Source organism: Paenibacillus pasadenensis (assembly GCF_002864175.1).
GTDB lineage: Bacteria > Bacillota > Bacilli > Paenibacillales > Paenibacillaceae > Paenibacillus_O > Paenibacillus_O pasadenensis.
Map to the genome: position 1 here is coordinate 1,856,417 of NZ_NFEZ01000004.1, position 18,633 is coordinate 1,875,049.

14 protein-coding genes, 1 pseudogene and 1 riboswitch are annotated in these 18,633 nt (G+C 69.3%); all 15 genes and pseudogenes read left to right on the top strand.

Annotation, left to right across the window (positions count from 1 at the left end):
• Nucleotides 1-130: 130 nt before the first annotated feature.
• A riboswitch (TPP riboswitch) is annotated at nucleotides 131-234 on the top strand.
• 369 nt (nucleotides 235-603) lie between these two features.
• On the top strand, nucleotides 604-2,364 hold the full coding sequence (gene thiC / locus B8V81_RS17500; RefSeq protein ID WP_101808847.1) for a phosphomethylpyrimidine synthase ThiC: 1,761 nt from the start codon (nucleotides 604-606) through the stop codon (nucleotides 2,362-2,364).
• A gap of 154 nt (nucleotides 2,365-2,518) precedes the next feature.
• Nucleotides 2,519-3,742: a ThiF family adenylyltransferase gene (locus B8V81_RS25880; protein WP_228551366.1), complete on the top strand. Its 1,224-nt coding sequence runs from the start codon at nucleotides 2,519-2,521 to the stop codon at nucleotides 3,740-3,742.
• A gap of 110 nt (nucleotides 3,743-3,852) precedes the next feature.
• Nucleotides 3,853-4,767, top strand: coding sequence for a thiamine phosphate synthase (gene thiE / locus B8V81_RS17510; RefSeq protein ID WP_028598130.1), 915 nt, complete (start codon nucleotides 3,853-3,855; stop codon nucleotides 4,765-4,767).
• 100 nt (nucleotides 4,768-4,867) lie between these two features.
• A pseudogene (locus tag B8V81_RS17515) lies at nucleotides 4,868-5,599 on the top strand (thiazole synthase); the annotation flags it as partial.
• Nucleotides 5,600-5,823: 224 nt separating this feature from the next.
• Nucleotides 5,824-7,095 (top strand): glycine oxidase ThiO, encoded by a 1,272-nt coding sequence (gene thiO / locus B8V81_RS17520; protein WP_101808848.1) that lies wholly within the window; start codon nucleotides 5,824-5,826, stop codon nucleotides 7,093-7,095.
• On the top strand, nucleotides 7,092-7,964 hold the full coding sequence (thiD, locus tag B8V81_RS17525; RefSeq protein WP_101808849.1) for a bifunctional hydroxymethylpyrimidine kinase/phosphomethylpyrimidine kinase: 873 nt from the start codon (nucleotides 7,092-7,094) through the stop codon (nucleotides 7,962-7,964). The genes thiO and thiD overlap by 4 nt, the downstream gene beginning before the upstream one ends.
• Nucleotides 7,965-8,153: 189 nt before the next feature.
• The gene (locus tag B8V81_RS17530) at nucleotides 8,154-8,720 is read left to right on the top strand and encodes a hypothetical protein (protein WP_101808850.1); all 567 of its coding nucleotides are present in this window, start codon (nucleotides 8,154-8,156) and stop codon (nucleotides 8,718-8,720) included.
• A 233-nt stretch (nucleotides 8,721-8,953) separates the two neighbouring features.
• Nucleotides 8,954-9,874: a WIAG-tail domain gene (locus B8V81_RS17535; protein WP_180968480.1), complete on the top strand. Its 921-nt coding sequence runs from the start codon at nucleotides 8,954-8,956 to the stop codon at nucleotides 9,872-9,874.
• A gap of 458 nt (nucleotides 9,875-10,332) precedes the next feature.
• The gene (locus B8V81_RS17540; protein ID WP_244912789.1) at nucleotides 10,333-11,265 is read left to right on the top strand and encodes a glycosyltransferase family 2 protein; all 933 of its coding nucleotides are present in this window, start codon (nucleotides 10,333-10,335) and stop codon (nucleotides 11,263-11,265) included.
• Complete coding sequence (locus tag B8V81_RS17545) at nucleotides 11,262-12,290, top strand: hypothetical protein (protein ID WP_101808852.1); 1,029 nt, start codon at nucleotides 11,262-11,264, stop codon at nucleotides 12,288-12,290. The genes B8V81_RS17540 and B8V81_RS17545 overlap by 4 nt, the downstream gene beginning before the upstream one ends.
• Before the next feature lie 22 nt (nucleotides 12,291-12,312).
• The gene (locus B8V81_RS17550; RefSeq protein ID WP_176587467.1) at nucleotides 12,313-13,287 is read left to right on the top strand and encodes a sugar phosphate nucleotidyltransferase; all 975 of its coding nucleotides are present in this window, start codon (nucleotides 12,313-12,315) and stop codon (nucleotides 13,285-13,287) included.
• A 553-nt stretch (nucleotides 13,288-13,840) separates the two neighbouring features.
• On the top strand, nucleotides 13,841-15,196 hold the full coding sequence (locus tag B8V81_RS17555) for a glycosyltransferase family 2 protein (protein ID WP_101808853.1): 1,356 nt from the start codon (nucleotides 13,841-13,843) through the stop codon (nucleotides 15,194-15,196).
• 218 nt (nucleotides 15,197-15,414) lie between these two features.
• Complete coding sequence (locus tag B8V81_RS17560; RefSeq protein ID WP_043111194.1) at nucleotides 15,415-15,780, top strand: hypothetical protein; 366 nt, start codon at nucleotides 15,415-15,417, stop codon at nucleotides 15,778-15,780.
• Nucleotides 15,781-16,291: 511 nt separating this feature from the next.
• Nucleotides 16,292-17,380 (top strand): CgeB family protein, encoded by a 1,089-nt coding sequence (locus tag B8V81_RS25345; RefSeq protein WP_052333137.1) that lies wholly within the window; start codon nucleotides 16,292-16,294, stop codon nucleotides 17,378-17,380.
• A 55-nt stretch (nucleotides 17,381-17,435) separates the two neighbouring features.
• A complete protein-coding gene (locus tag B8V81_RS17570; RefSeq protein ID WP_244912790.1) occupies nucleotides 17,436-18,617 on the top strand; it encodes a CgeB family protein in 1,182 nt (393 codons plus the stop codon).
• Nucleotides 18,618-18,633 lie beyond the last annotated feature (16 nt).

Consider the following 18,633-nt stretch of genomic DNA (forward strand, 5'->3'; position numbering starts at 1 on the left):
CTACCAATAGATTAGAAACTTAAGTTTAAAACCACATGCGAGAACACTCCTTGTGGTTTTTTTTTATTATTTGTAGAATGAAAAGTTCGAACTTGACGACACCTGAAAGACAGCGTATATTCAAAACCAAGATATCCACTAGGGGCGCCCGCAAGGGCTGAGATAAAGCGAAGCTTTGGTCCCTTTGAACCTGATCTGGGTCATGCCAGCGTAGGAAAGTGGTCGAATCGCGCAACGTTTGTATCGGTCTGCGTCCATTCGCCGCTTCCTGTCCGGGAGGCGGCTTTTTTGCGCCTCGCCAAGCGGATGGGAAGGAGGCGACGACGTTCGGATAAGAAGGGGAAAGGCAAAAGAGACAAGGGCGGCACGGTCGGAAGGCTTCGCCGGCTGCCTTGCGTCGAAGGCGGGGGAATCACTCCCATCCGGACTGCCCTTGAACCCTTCTCCCGAAGCCCGCCCCAACCTGGCGGCGGGCGCAGACCTGGCCAAGCCCCTCCGTGCCGGCTCGAGGGCGAGCCGTCACGGAACGATGCGCGAGCACGGCTTTCTTTGCTCTCTAGCCTCCTAGCGGATATTCCACAACCGCGAGGAGGTTTTTTTCATATGCCCATCCTGACGAAGCCGCTGCCGGGGAGCCGCAAGGCCTACATCGACGGAAAGACGCCGGGCGTGCGCGTGCCGGTGCGCGAGATCGCGCTGACGGACAGCGACATGCGCGGACAGCAGGTGCACAACGAGCCGGTGCGCGTGTACGACTCCAGCGGTCCGTATACGGACGAAAGCTATGTCGCGGACATCCGGCGCGGCTTGCCCGCCTTGCGAGAGCGCTGGATCGCGGAGCGAGCCGACACGGAAGCCTACGACGGCCGCGAGGTGCGTCCGGAGGACAACGGCTTTACAGATGCGGAGAAGGCGGCGGCAAAAGGCGCGGAGCGGTTCCCGCCGACCGGCCGCAAGCCGCTGCGGGCGAAGCCCGGCCGCAACGTGACGCAGCTGCATTACGCGCGGCGCGGCATCGTGACGCCGGAGATGGAGTTCATCGCCCTCCGGGAGGGCATGGAGCCGGAGTTCGTGCGCAGCGAGGTGGCCGCCGGCCGCGCGATCATTCCCGCCAACATCAACCACCCGGAGATCGAGCCGATGATCATCGGGCGGCATTTTCATGTGAAGATCAACGCCAACATCGGCAACTCCGCCGTCGCCTCCTCGATCGAGGAGGAGGTCGAGAAGATGACGTGGGCGACGCGCTGGGGCGCGGACACGATCATGGACCTGTCCACCGGCAAGAACATCCATACGACCCGCGAATGGATCGTGCGCAACTCGCCCGTCCCGGTCGGCACGGTGCCGATCTATCAAGCGCTGGAGAAGGTGAACGGCAAGGCGGAGGACCTCAGCTGGGAGGTGTTCCGCGACACGCTGATCGAGCAGGCCGAGCAGGGCGTCGACTACTTCACGATCCATGCGGGCGTGCTGCTGCGCTACGTGCCGCTGACGGCGAAGCGCGTGACGGGCATCGTCAGCCGCGGGGGCTCGATCCTGGCGGCGTGGTGCCTCGCGCATCATCGGGAGAACTTCCTGTATACGCATTTCGAGGAGATCTGCGAGATCATGAAGGCGTACGACGTCAGCTTCTCGCTCGGCGACGGCCTTCGTCCCGGCTCGATCGCCGACGCCAACGACGAAGCGCAGTTCGCGGAGCTGGACACGCTCGGCGAGCTGACGAAGATCGCCTGGAAGCATGACGTGCAGGTGATGATCGAGGGCCCCGGCCATGTTCCGATGCATCTCATCAAGGAGAACATGGACCGCCAGCTCGCGGTGTGCGACGAGGCGCCTTTTTACACCCTTGGTCCGCTGACGACGGACATCGCGCCGGGATACGACCATATCACGAGCGCGATCGGGGCGGCGATGATCGGCTGGTTCGGGACGGCGATGCTGTGCTACGTGACGCCGAAGGAGCATCTGGGCCTGCCGAACAAGGAGGATGTGAAGGAGGGCGTCATCACCTACAAGATTGCTGCCCACGCGGCCGATCTGGCCAAGGGCCATCCGCGCGCGAGGCTGCGCGACGACGCGCTGTCCAAGGCGCGCTTCGAGTTCCGCTGGCGCGACCAGTTCCATCTGTCGCTCGATCCCGAGCGGGCGATGAGCTATCACGACGAGACGCTGCCCGCCGAGGGCGCGAAGACGGCGCATTTCTGCTCGATGTGCGGACCGAAGTTCTGCAGCATGCGCATCACGCAGGACATCCGCGACTATGCGGAGCGCGAGGGGCTGGAGACAGCGGAGGCGATCGAGGCGGGCATGAAGGAGCAGGCGGACGCCTTCAAGGCGGGCGGCGGCAAGATTTATGCGTGAGGAGAGGCGGACGGAGGGAGAGGCGGTCGCAGGCGGGACCGGTCAGACGGAGGAAGGAACGGTCTTAGGCGAGGTCGGTCGGACGGAGGGAGAGTTGGTCGCAGGCGGGACCGGACGGATGGAGCCAGGAGCGAGAGCAGGGATGGCTGGCGGGATGGAAAAGGTCGGTCGGACGGAGGAAGGAGCGGTCGCAGGGCTGAGCGCGGAGCGGCGCGAGCGCTTCTCGCGGCAGATGCGGTTCGCGCCGATCGGCGAAAAAGGCCAGCTGGCGCTATTCCGCTCCCGCGTGCTGATCGCCGGCGTCGGCTCGCTCGGCTGCGCGCTGGCACAGCATATGGCGCGGGCGGGCGTCGGCTCGATCGTGCTCGCCGACCGCGACTATGTCGAGTGGAGCAATCTGCAGCGGCAGATGCTGTTCGACGAGGAGGATGCGCGGCAGTGCCTGCCCAAGGCGGTCGCGGCGGTGGAAAAGCTGCGTCGCGTCGACAGCGGTCTTGCGGCGGAGGCGGTCGTCGCCGACTTGACGGCGCCGGGCGTGCTGGAGAAGGCGGCTGCCGGCTGCGATCTCGTGCTCGACGGCACGGACAACGCCGAGGTGCGGCTGCGGCTGAGCGACTGGTGCTTCGCGCATGGCGTGCCGCTGCTCTACGGCGGAGTCGCCGGAGCCTCCGGCATGAGCGCGCCGCTCGTGCCCGGCGCGACCTGCTGCCTGCGCTGCCTGATCGGCGGCGAGGAGGAGCAGGAGAGCGGCGAGACATGCGATACGGTCGGCATGCTGTCGCCGGCGGTGGAGCTGGTCGCGGCGCTGCAGGCGGCGGAGGCGCTCAAGTGGCTGAGCGGTAGCCGCAGCGACATGCGGCGCACGCTCGCGACGGCGAGCGTCTGGCCGCTGTCGCTGCGCGAGCTGAAGCTGCCGGGGCCGACCCGGACCTGTCCGGCATGCGGCGAAGCAGGTCAGGCGCAGAGAGGCGGCAGCGGCGCGGGAGAGCTTTCGCGGAGCGGCTCGAGAAAGGCAGAAGCAGCGAGAGAAGCGCGAGGGCCGGCTATGGAGGCGTCATCTGCACGGAGCGAGCCGCAAGCTGCGGCACCGGTCGACGCTGCGTTCAAGCCGCGGAAGACGGCTGCGCTGTCGGCCGTCCTGTGCGGGCGGGACACGGTGCAGGTGGAGCTGAGCGAGCCGCAGCCGCTGGACGTTTATCGCCGTCAGCTCGAGGCGGCGGGCTGCGCGGTCATGCGCAATCCGTACCTGCTGCGGGCCGAGCTGCCGGACGAGGGGGCGCGGCTTGTTGTTTTTCCGGATGGCAGGGTGCTCGTGCAAGGAGCGGGAGATCCCGACGAGGCATTGAGAGTATGCGAGCGCTATCTGCCCGTCAGCTGAAGGCAACGAGCGAACGAGAAGTAAAAACGGACCTGGATGTGAGCGTGGCGGAGAGAGGCCGCAAAGGCGCAGGACGCGCGCTGCCGCAGGTTCAGGAAGGGAGTCGGAAGATGAAAAAGCTGGATTTCGGCCTGTATGTCATCACGGGGGAGAACTATCATCCCGGGCGCACGCTGGAGGAGGTCATGCGCGAGGCGCTTCATGGCGGAGCGGACATCGTGCAGCTGAGGCACAAGACGGCGAAGAAGGACGAGCTGCTGGAAAAAGCCCGGCTGCTGCGCCGGCTGACCCGCGAGTACGGCGTGCCGTTCATCGTCAACGATGATCCGGAGCTGGCGCTGGAGGCGGAGGCCGACGGCGTCCATCTCGGTCAGGAGGACGGAGGCTGGCGCGAGGCGCGGGAGCGGCTCGGCCCGGACGCGATCATCGGCATCAGCACGCACAGCCTCGAGCAGGCGCTGGCGGCGGAAGACGCGGGCGCCGACTATATCGGCGTCGGTCCGGTCTTTCCGACCGAGACGAAGCCGGGGCGTCCCGCGGTGACGCTGGAGTACGTCCGCCAAGCGTCGCGCCATGTGCGCATCCCGTGGGTCGCGATCGGCGGCATCGGGCCGCATAACGCGCAGCAGGTGCTGGGTGCCGGAGCGACGCGCCTCTGCGCCGTGTCCGCGATCGTCGGCAGCGCGTCGCCCGCCCAGGCATGCCGCGAGCTCAAGGCGATGATCGCGGCGGCGCGGGGGAGGCGGAACGGGCAGGCTTACGAAGCGGGGAGGGAGCTGGCTGCGGCTCGAGCGGCGGGCGAGACGAATGGTTGGGCTGCCGCGGCGGTCGACATCGTGCTGAACGGCGGTCCGCATCGGACGGCGGCCGGCACGCTGGAGCGGCTCGTGGAGGAGCGCGGCCTGAGCGGCCGCCGCATCGTCGCCGAGGCGGACGGTCAGATCGTGCCGCGCGAGGAGTGGAGCCGCTGCCGGCTGCGGCGCGGCATGGCGGTCGAGCTGGTGCATTTTGTAGGAGGGGGCTGAGCGGATGCGATTCGAATCGAACGGTGCGGATGCGGCGAAGACAGGCAGCGGAAGCGGCGGGCTTGCAGGAGGCACAGGAAATGGGACGGACGTCTGGACGATCGGCGGCAAGACGCTGCGGTCGCGGTTTTTCCTCGGCACGGGCCGGTTCCCGAGCCCGGCGGTCATGCTGCAGGCGCTGCGGGCGAGCGGAGCGGAGGTGGTGACGTTCGCCGTGCGCCGGGTCAACCTCGAGGAGGTGGCCGACGACTCGATCCTGCAGCATCTGGAAGAAGGCGCGCTGACGTATCTGCCCAACACTTCCGGAGCGGGCAACGCGGACGAGGCGGTGCGCATCGCGCGGCTGGCCCGCGCGGCCGGGCTCGGCAATTGGATCAAGGTGGAGATCAGCGCCGACGCGCGCACGCTGCTGCCGGACCCGATCGAGACGCTGCGCGCGACGGAGCGGCTCGCGGCGGAGGGCTTCACGGTGCTGCCGTACACGTCGGACGACCCGATCCTGTGCCGCCGGCTGGCGGAAGCCGGCGCGGCGGCGGTCATGCCGGGCGGAGCGCCGATCGGCACCGGCCTCGGCATCCTGAATCCGTATCTGCTCGGCCTCATCGCGGAGCAGTCGCCGGTGCCGGTCATCGTCGACGCCGGGCTCGGCTCCGCCAAGGACGCCGTGCTCGCGATGGAGCTCGGCGCCTCCGGCGTGCTCGCCAACACGCCGGTCGCCAAAGCCTGCGATCCGGTCGCGATGGCCGAAGCGATGGCGCTGGCGATCCGCGCGGGACGCCTCGCCCGGCTGGCCGGCCGGATTCCGGAGCTGCCGTACGCTTCGGCGAGCAGCGCCGAGGCGGGCAAGCTGTTCACGTTCCGGGACGGAACGGACGCGGGCCAGGCGGCGGCCGCTGCGGGGACGGCCGGGGCAAGCCGCGCCGGGGCCGACGGCGGCGACGCCGCTGCGGCTCCGGCTCCGGCTGAGCTCTCGACAGAAGCCGCTGCGATCCCGTTGGGAATGGCGGGCGGGACAAGCATAGCCAGCGCCCGTTCCGCGACGAAGGAGGCCGGCCGATGAAGGAGCGCGTGCTCATCCTCGGCGGCGGCATCATCGGGCTCGCCTGCGCGTTCGAGGCGGCGAGCGACGGCTCGCGCGAGGTGACGGTCGTGGAGCGCGGCGGCTTCGGCGGGCAGGCGACAGGCGCGGCGGCGGGCATGCTGGCTCCGTTCTCCGAGAACGTCGAGCAGCCGGATGCGTTTTTCGAGCTGTGCCTGGACAGCCTGCGCCGCTACCCGGAGTGGGTGGAGCGCATCGAGGAGCGGAGCGGGATGGAAGCGGGGCTGCGCCGCACGGGCAGCCTCGGGGTGGCGCTGCATGAAGCGGATCTGCTGCCGCTGCAGTCGCGGCTGCGTTGGCAGCGCGCCGCCGGCAGCGGAGCGGAGCTGCTGACGGCGGCGCAAGCGGCGCGGCTGGAGCCGCGGCTCGCCGCCTGCGCGGGAGGCATCTATACGCCGGCGGAGGCGCATGTGGACGCGCCGCAGCTCGCCGCGGCGCTGGAGCAGGCGTGCCGCAGCGTCGGCGTCCGGCTCAGAGCCGGCCAGGGCGGGCTGGCCTCGCTGGAGCTGCGGCCCGGCGACGCCCCGGAATGTCCGGTCGCCTTGACGACGGAGCGCGGCGAACGCTTCGAGGGTGATCGGCTCGTGCTGTGCGCCGGCGCCTGGAGCGGGGAGTTCGAGCGGCTGTTCGGCCTGCCGGAGACGATCCACCCGATCCGCGGCCAGATCTGCGCGTACGGCGTGCCGGACGGCGAGGTGCGCCATATGGTGTTCACGAGCCAGGCCTACTGGGTCGGCAAGTCGGGCGGCAGGCTCGTCTGCGGCGCGTCGGAGGACGTGGCCGGCTTCTGCACGGACGTCACGGATCGAGGCATCGGCCGGCTGGAGCGCTGGAGCGCCCGGGCTTTTCCGATGCTGGCGGGCATGCGGCCGAGCCTGCGCTGGGCCGGGCTGCGGCCCGCGACCCGCGACGGCCGTCCGCTCATCGGCCGGCTGAGCGGCTATCCGCAGGTGCTGTTCGCGGCGGGGCATTACCGCAACGGCATCCTGCTCGCGCCGGCGACGGCCGCCGCCGTGCTCGGCTTGCTGGAGGGAGACGAGCTTGCGGCGAGCGCGGCGTTCCATCCGGAGCGCTTCCGGCGCGGATTTTCGGCGCACCCGTCCGGAGCCTTCGCTCCGAGCGCCGGCGCGGGGACGTCTGCGCCGAGCCGGGCGGAAGCGGCAGGGCGCGGGGACGACGCGGGCAGGACGGCCGCCGCCCCCGGCGGGCCAAGGAGGGGACGCGCATGAGGCGATTCAAGAAAACGCTGACGATCGCAGGCTCCGACTCCGGCGGCGGGGCGGGCATCCAGGCGGATCTGAAGACGTTCCAGGAGCTCGGAACGTTCGGCATGAGCGTGCTGACGGCGGCGACGGCGCAAAACTCGGTCGGCGTGCAGGGCGTCTACCCGCTCCCGGCGGAGGCGGTCGCGCGGCAGCTCGACTCGGTGCTGGACGACATCGGAGCGGATGCGGTGAAGACGGGCATGCTGTTCTCCGCCGACATCATCGGCATCGTCGCCGGCAAGCTGGAGCGCTGCGGGGCGGGACCGATCGTCGTCGATCCGGTCATGATCTCGAAGCACGGCTCGCGCCTGCTGGAGGAAAAGGCGGCCGAGGCGCTGCGGACCCGGCTGCTGCCGCTGGCGGAGGTCATAACGCCCAATCTGCCGGAAGCGTGCGCGCTGCTCGGCTGGGACGAGAGCGAGCTCGCGACCGAGGCCGCGATGGAAGCGGCCGCACGGGAGCTGCTGCGCTTCGGCAGCCGCCATGTGCTGCTGAAAGGCGGGCATCTGCCCGGCAGCGCGGAGGCGGTCGACCTGCTGCTGTCCGCCGATCGGCCGGACCGGCCGGAGCGGTTCGCCGCCGCGCGCGTGCCGACGCCTCACACGCATGGCACCGGCTGCACGACCGCCTCGGCGATCGCGGCGCTGCTGGCGCTCGGCCATGAGCTGCCGGAGGCGGCGCGCCGCGCCAAGGCGTTCACGCTGAAGGCGATCCAGGCGGCAGGGCCGACCGGAGCCGGCACGGGCTCGCTCTGGCATGCCGCCTGGCGGTCGGAGCCGCTGGCGGAGGCGGGCGCTGCCGGGTCGGCGGGGCGTTCGCTGCCGCGGGCATAAGCAGGATTTTTTCGGACGCGGCCGCGGACGGGAGCGATCTCAATCGGCGGGCGGAGCGGAAGCGTGTCCAGATCGGGGAACCTTTTCCAGTCCGCTGCGTCTAATCGAGCATCACGGTCACAGGCCGGTCGGGGAGGTCGCATACGGATGCGAAGCGAGCGCAAAGCGCCGAGGAAGAGGAAAAAGGGAATGCGGCTCGTCGCGCTTGCCGCTGTCGCCGCTGCCGCAGGAGCCTGGCTCTACGGGTACGGCATCATGCCGATCTGGCAAGGCGGGATGGCCGCGATCGCAAGCGACAAGGAGCGCTACTCGCTCGACATCTCGACGCTGCCCGGCGAATATTCCATGGAGCTCGATCTGACGGATCTGTCCGCCAACGTCGGCCGCGACCTGTACCGCCACGGCGACCAGCGGATCTGGCTGTCGCATCTGGAGCCGAACAGCGGCCTCCTGATGGCCTGCTTCCGCTCGGACGGCACGGTCTCGTGGAGCGGAGCGACGCTGGCGAGCGGCCTCCGCCATGCTCGAAGCGACAGCGGCTTCGGGTATACGCTGGAGGCGAGGATGGACGTTCAAGCCGCGGGAAGCGTCTACGAGGCTTCCGGTACCGGCATGTCGGGCATCAATTATCGCAAGGGCGACATGTTCTGCTATTTTCCTTTTCCCGACAAGGCGGCGGAGGAGGCGGCGAAAAAAGAGGGCAAGGCGCTGCTGGTCGTGGAAGGGCTGCAGCTGCATCGCTGGACGCGCCGGTAGAAGGCGATGCGGCGGGGAGGGCTTGAGCGGTCGCGGCCACTCGGACGGATCGGAAGGGATAAGATGGAGAGCGGTCAGGAGGATGCGGCTCGGCCTAGGGCCGGGAGCATCCTTTTTGCGCATTCCTTATTGCGCATGCCGCGGCAGCAAGCCGCAGTCATCCCCCGGCAGGGCAGGCGCATAGAGTATAAGAGCAGAAGAATGGCCAACGGTGCCGATGAAGGAGCATGGACATGAAAACGAATGGGAAACCGGGCAAGGCGAGCCGGCCTTTCGTGCCGGGCGGCGCGCCCTCAGCCAAAGGAAGGGCCGCAACGGACAGCCGTCCGCGTCCGAGACGAGTCTCGCGTCCGATGTATCAGGTCGATCATCCGGACTATTCCGAATTGGAAGGATTGGGAGAATCGCCGTCCGTCGACAGCCCGCATCAGGACACGGACGGACGCAGGCCGGGAGGCATCCGCCGGGTCAAGCTGCACGGCTTCGCCGCTGTGGCGAGTCCGTTGGAGGGAGGGCTCGAGGCGGAGGAGCTTGGCGCTCGCGAAGACGAAAGCGAAGGTGAAGGCGAAGGCGAGCCGCAGCGCCGGAGTCGGGCGGCTTTCGAAAGAGCGGGCGAGGGGGACGGGGAGCTCGCTCGCCCGTCCGCAGAGAGCGAGCCGGACTTCCACGCGTCCAGCCGGTCGGCGGCGGAATGGGCGCGGCTGGAGGAGGTCCGCTTCAGCCCGGCGCTGAAGATCCGCACCTCGCCGACGGTGCGGCTGCTGCCGCAGGCCATGCCCGGCGGCGGGACGCCGGAAGCGGGAGCGGATGTCCGCTCCGCGCCGCCTGCGGCAGCCGCCGCGCAAGGCGGGCCCGGAGTTTCGCAGGCGGGCGCGGAGCTTGCGGAAGGTCCGGTTGCGGACGGCAGCGAGCTGCAGTTCGGCACGGTCGCCTTCGACTTCAAGGAACGCAGCCGCCTCGACCTTATCCTGCCGCTGCAGCAGCCGTTCCGGGACACGGGCTACTCTCTCGCCTGCTCGCTCGACGTGCCGTTCTGCCATGCCGTCGTGCGCGCGAAGCTGGGCGCGGAGGCGGTCGTGACGCTCATCCGCACGCAGGAGGAAGGCAACTCGCGCGGCCGGCTGGACTGGATCGCCGCCGGCCGCAGGGAGTAAGGCCCGAAAGCGCGCACCCCGCCGGGCAGGGCCGAGCCGAGCTGCGGCGGGAACGCGGCTTCGTTCAGGCGCAAGTGCAGGATGAACCGAAAGAAGGACAGCTCCATCGTCATGACGGCGATGGAGCTGTCCTTTTTCCTATGCGCGCACGCAGAAGCAAGCCGAATCGCCAGCTGCCGGCCCCATGCGGCGCGCGTCCCGGCAAGGCAGCTGTCCAACCTGTACAAATGCCGTTTCCCCTGGCCGGCGACTCTCATAAGCTGGCTATTAGAGAGGTGAGAAAAGTGAGAGAGTCGCAGCCGAGCCGCCAGGGCGAAAAGCCATCCGAGGCAAAAGCGGCGCCGCGCAAAAAGCGCCGCGCGCCGGGCGCGAGCGTCTCCGGCGTTCGGAGAGGAGCCCGCGCGAAGCCTGCGGGGCCGAGGGCCGGCAAAGGCGCAGCGCCCGATCGAATTGCGAGAATGGACGAAAGTCCGGCCCATCCGCGGACCGAATCCGACGAGAGGCTGGGCGGCGCGAGAGAAGCGGACGAGGCAATGCCGTCCGAATCGAGGGCCGGAAACCGCCGGCAGGCCGAGGCCGATCCGCCGCCGCGATGGCGGCCATCCGGCGAGGACGCTCCGTCTCCGCTTCTGCCGCCGGGTCCGCTGGAGGAGGATGCGGCTCCTGCCGTATCGGTCATCATCCCGGTCATGAACGAACGCCGGACGATCGCCGCGGTGCTTGCCCAAGCGAAGCGGGTCCATCCGCGCACGGAGCTGATCGTCGTCTCCAACGGCACGAGGGACGGCTCCGACCGGATCGCGGCCCGCATGGGAGCGAAGGTGCTGCGCTGCGCCCGCGCGCTCGGACATGACGTAGGGCGCAGCGTAGGAGCTCGCGCCGCCCGAGGAGAGGCGCTGCTTTTCCTCGACGGGGATATCGTGCTGCCCGCCGCCAAGCTGCGTCCGTTCGTGCAGGCGGTACTGAGCGGAGGAGCCGATGTGGCGCTGAACGACTATTCGGGACCGACCGGCCGCAGCTGCGTCCATCCGGTCGTGCTCGCCAAGCATGCGCTGAACTCGATGGCAGGACGGAGCGACCTGCGGGGGACGTCCCTCACCGCGGTCCCTCATGCGATGTCCCGCGCGGCTGCGGAGCGCATCGGCGTGGAGGCGCTGGCGGTGCCGCCGCTGGCTCAGGTCAAGGCGCTGGCCGCAGGACTCGCCGTCCGGCGGATCGTGCATGTCGACGTCGGCCGCCGCAACCGCAGCCGGTTGAAGCGCGAGCGCACGAATCCGCTGCATCGCCTCATCACGGGCGATCATCTGGAGGCGGCGGCATGGCTGGCCGAGGCGCAGGCCAAGGCGCTGGAGTCCGGTTCCGAGACGAGGGAAGGGAGCGGCTTGTCATGACGAAAAAGCAAGCTTCTGCCGGAAGGCGCGGCGCTGCCAGCCGAGTCGGCCGATCCGGCCGACCCGTCCGGCGGCACGCGCGGCGCAGCCCGCGCTCCAAGCGAGCGCCGGCCTCGGGCAGCCGCCGGCATCGTTCCCTGGCCGCTGCCCGGAGGGCGGCAGCCCGTCGAGGCGGGGCGGCCCGATCGCGGTCCGCCCGCGCTGCCCGGCTGCAGCCGGCGGCCGCCGGCCACGGCTGGAGCTTCCCGCCGGAAGCGGCCGCGGTGCTCTGCTCCGCCCGCGCGGAGTCGCTCGAGGCGGCGGCGGCCTGGATGGAGAAGCTGGGCTGCCGCAAGCTCGTGCTCGTGCGCTGCGGACCCGGCTCCGCCGAGCCGGAAGCGCCAGCCGGCGCAGCCGAGCTCGCCGCAAAGGCGTCCGCCGCCGACGATGCCGGGCTGGAGGCGGCGCAGCGCATCCGGCTGCGGCATCCGCATGGCGGCGCGGCCGCCTGGGCCGCCGGCGCGGCAGCCGCGCGGCAGCTGCAGCCGCGGGCCTTGCTCGTCGCGGACGCCGATGAGGCGCTGCAGCCGGCGAGCCGCATGATGCTGCAGGCCGTCCTGCGCGCCGCGCCGGAGCGGCCGGCGGCGGCGCTCGCGGAGGATGGCGGCTGCAGGCGGCCTTTCTCGAAGTGGAGCCCGCAGACGCGGCTCAACGCCTTTTTGCACTGGTCGCTCGGAGGCGAGCGGCGGACGGCGATGTCGCTGGAGCGGACGCCGTTCGCGCTCAACGGCGCGGCGCTCCGCCGCCTCGAAGACGGGGCGCTGCTGGCGCAGCCGCCGCGCGCGCTGGCCGCGCTGCTGGCCGGCGGCGGATCGGCGCTGCCCGTCCGCGTCCGTCCGAGCCGGGTGGCGTCCGAGCCGATCCGTCCGCTCGCTTATGCCGACGCGATCCGTTTGGCCGGAGCGCCGCCCCGCTTCCGCTATCCCGACCATAGCCGCGACCGCGCTGCGGCCGCCGGGCATGGAGAGGCCGGCATGAACCCGTAATCCACGAAGGAGTGAAGCTGAAGTGAAAGCCATTTTGCTGGCCGGTGGGACCGGTACCCGTCTCCGTCCGCTGACCGGGCTGATGAACAAGCATATGCTGCCCGTCTACCAATATCCGATGATCCACTACGCGATCCACACGCTGGCAGAGGCGGGCGCGGACGAAATCCTGCTCGTCACGGGACGGCAGTCCGCGGGACTGTTCATCGACTATCTCGGCAGCGGCGAAGCGTTCGGAGCGCGCCTCACCTACCTGATCCAGGAGCAGGCCGGCGGCATTGCCCAAGCGCTTGATTTGGCGAAGCCTTTCATCGCTCCTCAGGAGAAGTTCCTCATGCTGCTCGGCGACAATCTGGTGGAGGACTCGCTGAAGCCTTACGTCGAAGCCTACCGCGGCCAGGAGCCGGGCACGGCGATGGTGCTGCTCAAGGAGGTGCCGGACCCGCATCGGTACGGCGTGCCGGTGTTCGACAGCGAGGGAGGCATCGCCGCGATCGAGGAAAAGCCGGCCAACCCGGCGACGAGCTACAGCGTCACCGGCATCTACCTGTACGACGGCAGCGTCTTCGACATCGTCGCCGTCACGCAGCCTTCGGGACGCGGCGAGCTGGAGATCACCGACGTCAACAACGCCTACGCCAGGCAAGGCAAGCTTCGCTACGAGGTGCTGCCGGGCTGGTGGACCGATGCGGGCACGTTCGACTCGCTGCACGAGGCGGCGGGCTGGATGAAGGACCGCATGGCCGCTGCCGGGGCGGGCCGGGCTGCAGGCGGAGCGGATGCGGCAGGCGGGTCGGCCGGGACAGACGAGGCAGGCGCGGCGGATGAGTCGGGCGAGGCAGCTGAGCCGGGCGAGGCGGATGAGGCAGGCGCTGGGAAAAGCGTCCCGGTCGAAGCCGTCCCGCCGGATGACGCGCCAACTCCCGCAGCGACGGAAGAATCGGCTGCGGCGATGGATGCTTCGCCCGCAGACGACGATTCCGCTTCGCAGGGCTGACCGCAAGCGCCCGAGGCGCGAAACGGAAGCTGCAGCCCGAAGAAATCGGGTTGCAGGCGCCGCGTGGCGCGAAACGGAAGCTGCAGCCCGAAGAAATCGGGTTGCAGGCGCCGCGTGGCGCGAAACGGAAGCTGCAGCCCGAAGAAATCGGGTAGCAGCTGCCGCGTAGCGGGAAACGGAGGCTGCATCCCGAAAAAATCGGGTTGCAGGCGCCGCGGAGCGCGAAACAGAAGCTGCAGCCCGATAAAATCGGGTTGCAGGCGCCGCGTAGCGGGAAACAGAAGCTGCAGCCCGAAAAAATCGGGTTGCAGGCGCCGCGTGGCGCGAAGCAGAAGCTGCAGCCCGAAAAAATCGGGTTGCAGGCGCCGCGGAGCGCGAAACGGAAGCTGCAGCCCGAAGAAATCGGGTTGCAGGCGCCGCGCAGCGCAGAACAGAAGCTGCAGCCCGAAAAAATCGGGTTGCAGGCGCCGCGCAGCGCCTTCGCAGGCGTGATCTTGACTCGAATAAATCGAGTCAAGGCCGCTCATTTCCGCACACAGAGGAGGAAGCCGACATGGCAAAGGCAGGCCGCCGCGCGGCTGTCCCCGAAAACGAAAAGCTCCATGCGCAGGGACGCGAGGAAGGCTACCGCCAAGGGCTGGAGGCCGGACGCCAGGCGTTCGGCGTGCCGTGGCCCGGCACGAGCATCATCATCCCGACCTTTGACAAGCGCGGCTATCTGGAGCAATGCCTGGACAGCATCCTCGCCCACACGCCGGAGCCGTACGAGATCATCGTCGTCGACAACGGCTCCTCCGACGGGACGGCGGAGATGCTGGCGAGCCGCGGCGCGGCGCTCGGCTTCGGCCGCCTGCGCTGGCGGCTCATGGGCCGCAACGCCGGCTTCGCCGCGGCGGTCAATCGCGGGCTCATGATGGCGCGCGGAGAGAAGCTGCTGCTGCTCAACAACGATACGCTCGTCACGCCGCGCTGGCTCGACAATCTGACGGCTTGCCTGGACGGCATCCCGAATGCCGGCATCGTCGGCCCGGTGACGAACTTCATCAGCGGCGAGCAGCGGATCGACGCGCCGTACCGGACGATTCCGGCGATGCGGGCCTGGGCCGCCTCGTTCAACGAGCCGGACCCCGGCCGCTGGCGGGAGACGGAGCGGCTGACTGGCTTCTGCATGCTGATGAGGCGCGGCCTGCTGGAGGAGATCGGCTACTTTGACGAAGGCTACGAGGTCGGCAACTACGAGGACGACGACTTCAGCCTTCGCGCCCGCCTGGCCGGCTATCGACTCGCGATCGCGGGGGACGCTTTCATCCATCATTACGGCAACGTCAGCATCCGGTCGATCGGCCGGAGGATGGAGGCGATCACGCTGCGCAACCGACGGTATTTCCTGGCGAAATGGGAGGGAGCCGGCTCCCTGCCCCCCGCGATCCGGCCGGAGGAGCGATCCGCTTCGGCGGGCGAGCTCGAGCTCTATCCCGGCGGCATCGCCGCCGAAGGCGCGGACGGCACGGTCTGGTGGGTCGAGAGCGGCCGCCGCTGGCGGATTGACGGCGCGTGGACGCTGCCGTCGAAGAGAATCGCAATGCCGCTGCTGCGCCGCTTGGGCGTAGCAGCGGAGCCGGTGCCGGCCGAGCTGGCCGCCGTCCGCTGGCACGGGCTGCCGGACGCGCCGCCGCTGCCGGACGCGCCGGACGGCGGCGCGAAGCCGCCGGAGGCCGTGCTGCTGCCGGACGGAAGCGTCGGCCTCGTCGAGGAAGGGCGGCTGCGCCGGCCGCTGAACCCGCTGGCCGCGTCCAGCTGGTCGCTGGAGCGGAGGCCGGTCCGCCGGCGGCTGTCGCCGGCGGAAGCGGACGCCATCCCCGCCGGCCCGGCCATTGCGGCCGCTCCGCAGCTGCATCAGCGGCTCTAGCCCGCAAGCTTTCGCAGGACGAAAGCGATTGGCGGCTCTAGCCGCAAGCTTTCGCAAAATGAAAGCAATTGGCGGCTCTAGCCGCAAGCTTTCTCGGTACGAAAGCAATCGTGGTAAAAACGGCACTGAGAAGCGCCGGAGCGGATCATGGTTAGAGTTTAAGCCTACTACCAGCAAGCTTTTCCCCATTACGGACCGAATCAAGGAGGAATGCTCTCATGGCAATACTGCTGCTTGCGGCATCCAAGCCGGCTACGCGGCGCATGAAGCCGAAGACCGCTGCCGGAGCCAAAAAGACGACGACCCGCACAGGAGGCAAGCGCAAGAAGGCGTCCGGTACGATCCGCCGCAAAGCGAAGTCCGCTGCAGGCGGAAAAGGAGCGCGGCCACGGAGGCGCGCCGCAGCCGCGAGGCCGCGGCGAATCCGCCGGATCCGCCGCGCGCCGCTGCAGGCCGTGCCTCAGATGGCAGGCAGCCCGAGCTATGTGGCCGGCTTCCAGCAGACCTACAACGAAGGGTACCAGCTCGGCTTCGGCCAAGGCTACGAGGAAGGGCTGCAGCTGGCGTACGAGACGCAGCCCTAGCGGCAGCATCGGCGTCCGGGAGAAGGCCCGCGCCACCGGGCGCGGAGACCGCGCGGCTACTTGGCCGCACTCGCCGCCACCAGGCGTCGAGACCGCGCGGCCGCCTGGCCGCACTCGCGCCACGGGGGCGCCGAGACTGCGCGGCTACTTGGCCGCACCCACGCCACCGGGCGCCGAGCCCGCGCGGCCGCCTGGCTGCACTCGCACCACCGGGCGCGGAGACCGCGCGGCCGCCTGGCTGCACTCGCGCCACCGTGCGCCGAGCCCGCGCGGCCGCCTGGCTGCACTCGCACCACCGGGCGCGGAGACCGCGCGGCCGCCTGGCTGCACTCGCGCCACCGTGCGCCGAGCACGCGCGGCCGCATGGGCCCACTCGCGCCACCGGGCACTAAGCCCGCCCTGCCGCTCGGCGGCGTGGATATCCGCCGCTTTTGGCGGACGGCGGACAAGAGGCCAAGAGGGCGCCGCGCCGCCGGAATACAGTAAGACAAGGAGAAGGGAGGCAGATGGCATGGCATCACAGGAGCAGCTGCTGGCGGCGGGAAGGGCGGCGGGCCGCATCGCCGGAGAGGCGCACGGCCGCCGGGACGGAGCTTGCCGGAGCGCCGCGCAGACGGTCGCTCCCGCCGCGTACCCGCAGCGTCCGCTGACCGTCCTCTTCGTGCCGCAAGGCTTCCCGGCCATCGACGAAGGGGTGGCGGACGCGCTCCGGCAGCACGCCAGCACGGTCCATGTCGGCCATCCGTCGACGATGCTCGCGCAGGCCGCCGAGCTGAGGCCGCAGCTGGTGCTCGTCATGAACGGGCTGCATGTGTTCCCGCCGGACCATGCCGAGCAGATCGCGGCGATCCGCGCGCTCGGCATCCGCACGGCGATCTGGTTCGCCGACGATCCGTACTTCACCCGCGAGACGGCGCGGCTCGCGCCGCTTTACGACGCCGTCTTCACGCATGAGCTCGAGGCGGTTCCGTTCTATCGGGCAAGCGGAGCGAACGCGCATTACTTGCCGCTCGGCGCGAATCCGGCGGTGTTCCACGCGAAGCCGGTCGGCCAGGAGTATCGCAGCGACGTCTTTTTCGTCGGCACGGGCTTCTGGAACCGGATCCGCCTGCTCGACGAGGTGCTGCCCGCGCTGGAAGGCCGCAAGGTCGTCCTCGCTGGCGGCGAGTGGGAGCGGCTCGACCGCTACGCCCGCTACAAGCCGTTCATCCGGCCCGGCTTCATGCCGATCGAGGAGACGGTGAATTTCTACAACGGGGCGAAAATCGTCCTTAACATCCACCGCACGACCGAGCCGGGCTCCGACAACCACAACGATGCCGGACTCCGGGGAGCGTCGATCAATCCGCGGACGTACGAGATTTCGGCTTGCGGCACGCTGCAGCTGACCGACATCCGCGACGATCTGCGCCGGTACTACGAGCCGGGCCGGGAGCTGGACGTGTTCACCACGCCGGCGGAGCTGACCGCCAAGATCCTCCACTACCTCGACCATGAGGACGAGAGGCGGCGGATCGCCGTGCGCGGCATGCTGCGCACGATGCGGGACCATGCCTTCGCCGGCAGGCTGGGCATGCTGCTCGACCGGGCCGGATGCTGAAGCGCAAGCAGCCGCAGGCGACCGCCGGGCTGGCTATGAAGAAGGAGGAAGCATAGTGGCAGTAAAATCCATGCGCGGCAAGCGCATCCGTCCAAGCCGCCAGAAGCGTCAGGCAGCCGCTTCCGTCAGGAGAAGCGCGCCCCCGCTGCTGGACGCCGAAGTCCAGCGCGGACGCGAAGCGGGCTTCGCCGCAGGAATGGAGCATGGGCTGTGGTACGGCAAATGCGAGGCTGGCTTGAGCCGCCTGCAGTACGCGCCGCCGGTCTTTCCGATCCACGTCCTGTTCGTCGCGACGGCGAAGGGCTATCCCTACTCGCCGCTCGACTCGGCGATCGCCGACACGCTCCGCTCGATGACCGCGAGGGTGAGCATCACCGACACGCAGCAGCCGGTCGTGCAGCTGGCCAAGGAGCTGCGGCCCGACGCGGTCATCGTGCTCGACGGGCTGCAATATCCGACCGAGCAGGTGGACGCGATCCGCGTGCTCGGCATCCGCACCGCCGTCTGGTTCACGGATGATCCGTACTATTCCGACATTACCCGCAAGCTCGCCCCGCATTACGACTTCGTGTTCACGCTCGAGAGCAACACGGTCGAATTCTACCGGCAGCTCGGCTGCCCGAACGTCACCTACCTGCCGCTCGGCGTCAATCCGGCCGAGTTCCGTCCCCGCAATCCGGACCTGTCGCTGCGCCGCGAGATCAGCTTCGTCGGCTCGGCCTACCACAAGCGCGTCGATTTCTTCAACCAGATTACGCCTTACCTCGCCACCCGCGACATCGCCATCTCCGGCCTCTGGTGGGAGCGGCTCCGGGACTTCCGGCTGCTCCAGTCCAAGATCCGCGCCGGCCACTGGATGGACCCGATGGAGACGGCCGCCACGTACAACGGAGCGAAAATCGTCATCAACATGCACCGCGCCCATGACGACGAGACGTTCAACAGCAACAGCGCGCAGCTGACGGCCATATCGCCGAATCCGCGCACGTTCGAAATCTCGGCCTGCGGCACGCTGCAGCTGACGGATGTGCGGGACGACCTCGCCCGCTTCTACGAGCCGGGCGTGGAGATCGCGACGTATGCCTCGCCGCAGGAGCTGGTCGAGAAGATCGACTACTACCTGAACCACGAGGAGGAGCGGCAGGCGATCGCGTTCCGCGGCATGTGCCGGACGATGAAGGAGCACACCTACGCCCACCGGCTGACGACGATGCTTTCCGTCATGTTTCCGTCATGACGGCGCTTCCGGCCCG

What these genes read in the sequence shown, in the direction of transcription:
- thiC (WP_101808847.1), top strand. Translation starts at nt 604, where the DNA reads ATGCCCATCCTGACGAAGCCGCTGCCGGGGAGCCGCAAGGCCTACATC.
- B8V81_RS25880 (WP_228551366.1), top strand. Translation starts at nt 2,519, where the DNA reads ATGGAAAAGGTCGGTCGGACGGAGGAAGGAGCGGTCGCAGGGCTGAGC.
- thiE (WP_028598130.1), top strand. Translation starts at nt 3,853, where the DNA reads ATGAAAAAGCTGGATTTCGGCCTGTATGTCATCACGGGGGAGAACTAT.
- thiO (WP_101808848.1), top strand. Translation starts at nt 5,824, where the DNA reads ATGAAGGAGCGCGTGCTCATCCTCGGCGGCGGCATCATCGGGCTCGCC.
- thiD (WP_101808849.1), top strand. Translation starts at nt 7,092, where the DNA reads ATGAGGCGATTCAAGAAAACGCTGACGATCGCAGGCTCCGACTCCGGC.
- B8V81_RS17530 (WP_101808850.1), top strand. Translation starts at nt 8,154, where the DNA reads ATGCGGCTCGTCGCGCTTGCCGCTGTCGCCGCTGCCGCAGGAGCCTGG.
- B8V81_RS17535 (WP_180968480.1), top strand. Translation starts at nt 8,954, where the DNA reads ATGAAAACGAATGGGAAACCGGGCAAGGCGAGCCGGCCTTTCGTGCCG.
- B8V81_RS17540 (WP_244912789.1), top strand. Translation starts at nt 10,333, where the DNA reads ATGGACGAAAGTCCGGCCCATCCGCGGACCGAATCCGACGAGAGGCTG.
- B8V81_RS17545 (WP_101808852.1), top strand. Translation starts at nt 11,262, where the DNA reads ATGACGAAAAAGCAAGCTTCTGCCGGAAGGCGCGGCGCTGCCAGCCGA.
- B8V81_RS17555 (WP_101808853.1), top strand. Translation starts at nt 13,841, where the DNA reads ATGGCAAAGGCAGGCCGCCGCGCGGCTGTCCCCGAAAACGAAAAGCTC.
- B8V81_RS17560 (WP_043111194.1), top strand. Translation starts at nt 15,415, where the DNA reads ATGGCAATACTGCTGCTTGCGGCATCCAAGCCGGCTACGCGGCGCATG.
- B8V81_RS25345 (WP_052333137.1), top strand. Translation starts at nt 16,292, where the DNA reads ATGGCATCACAGGAGCAGCTGCTGGCGGCGGGAAGGGCGGCGGGCCGC.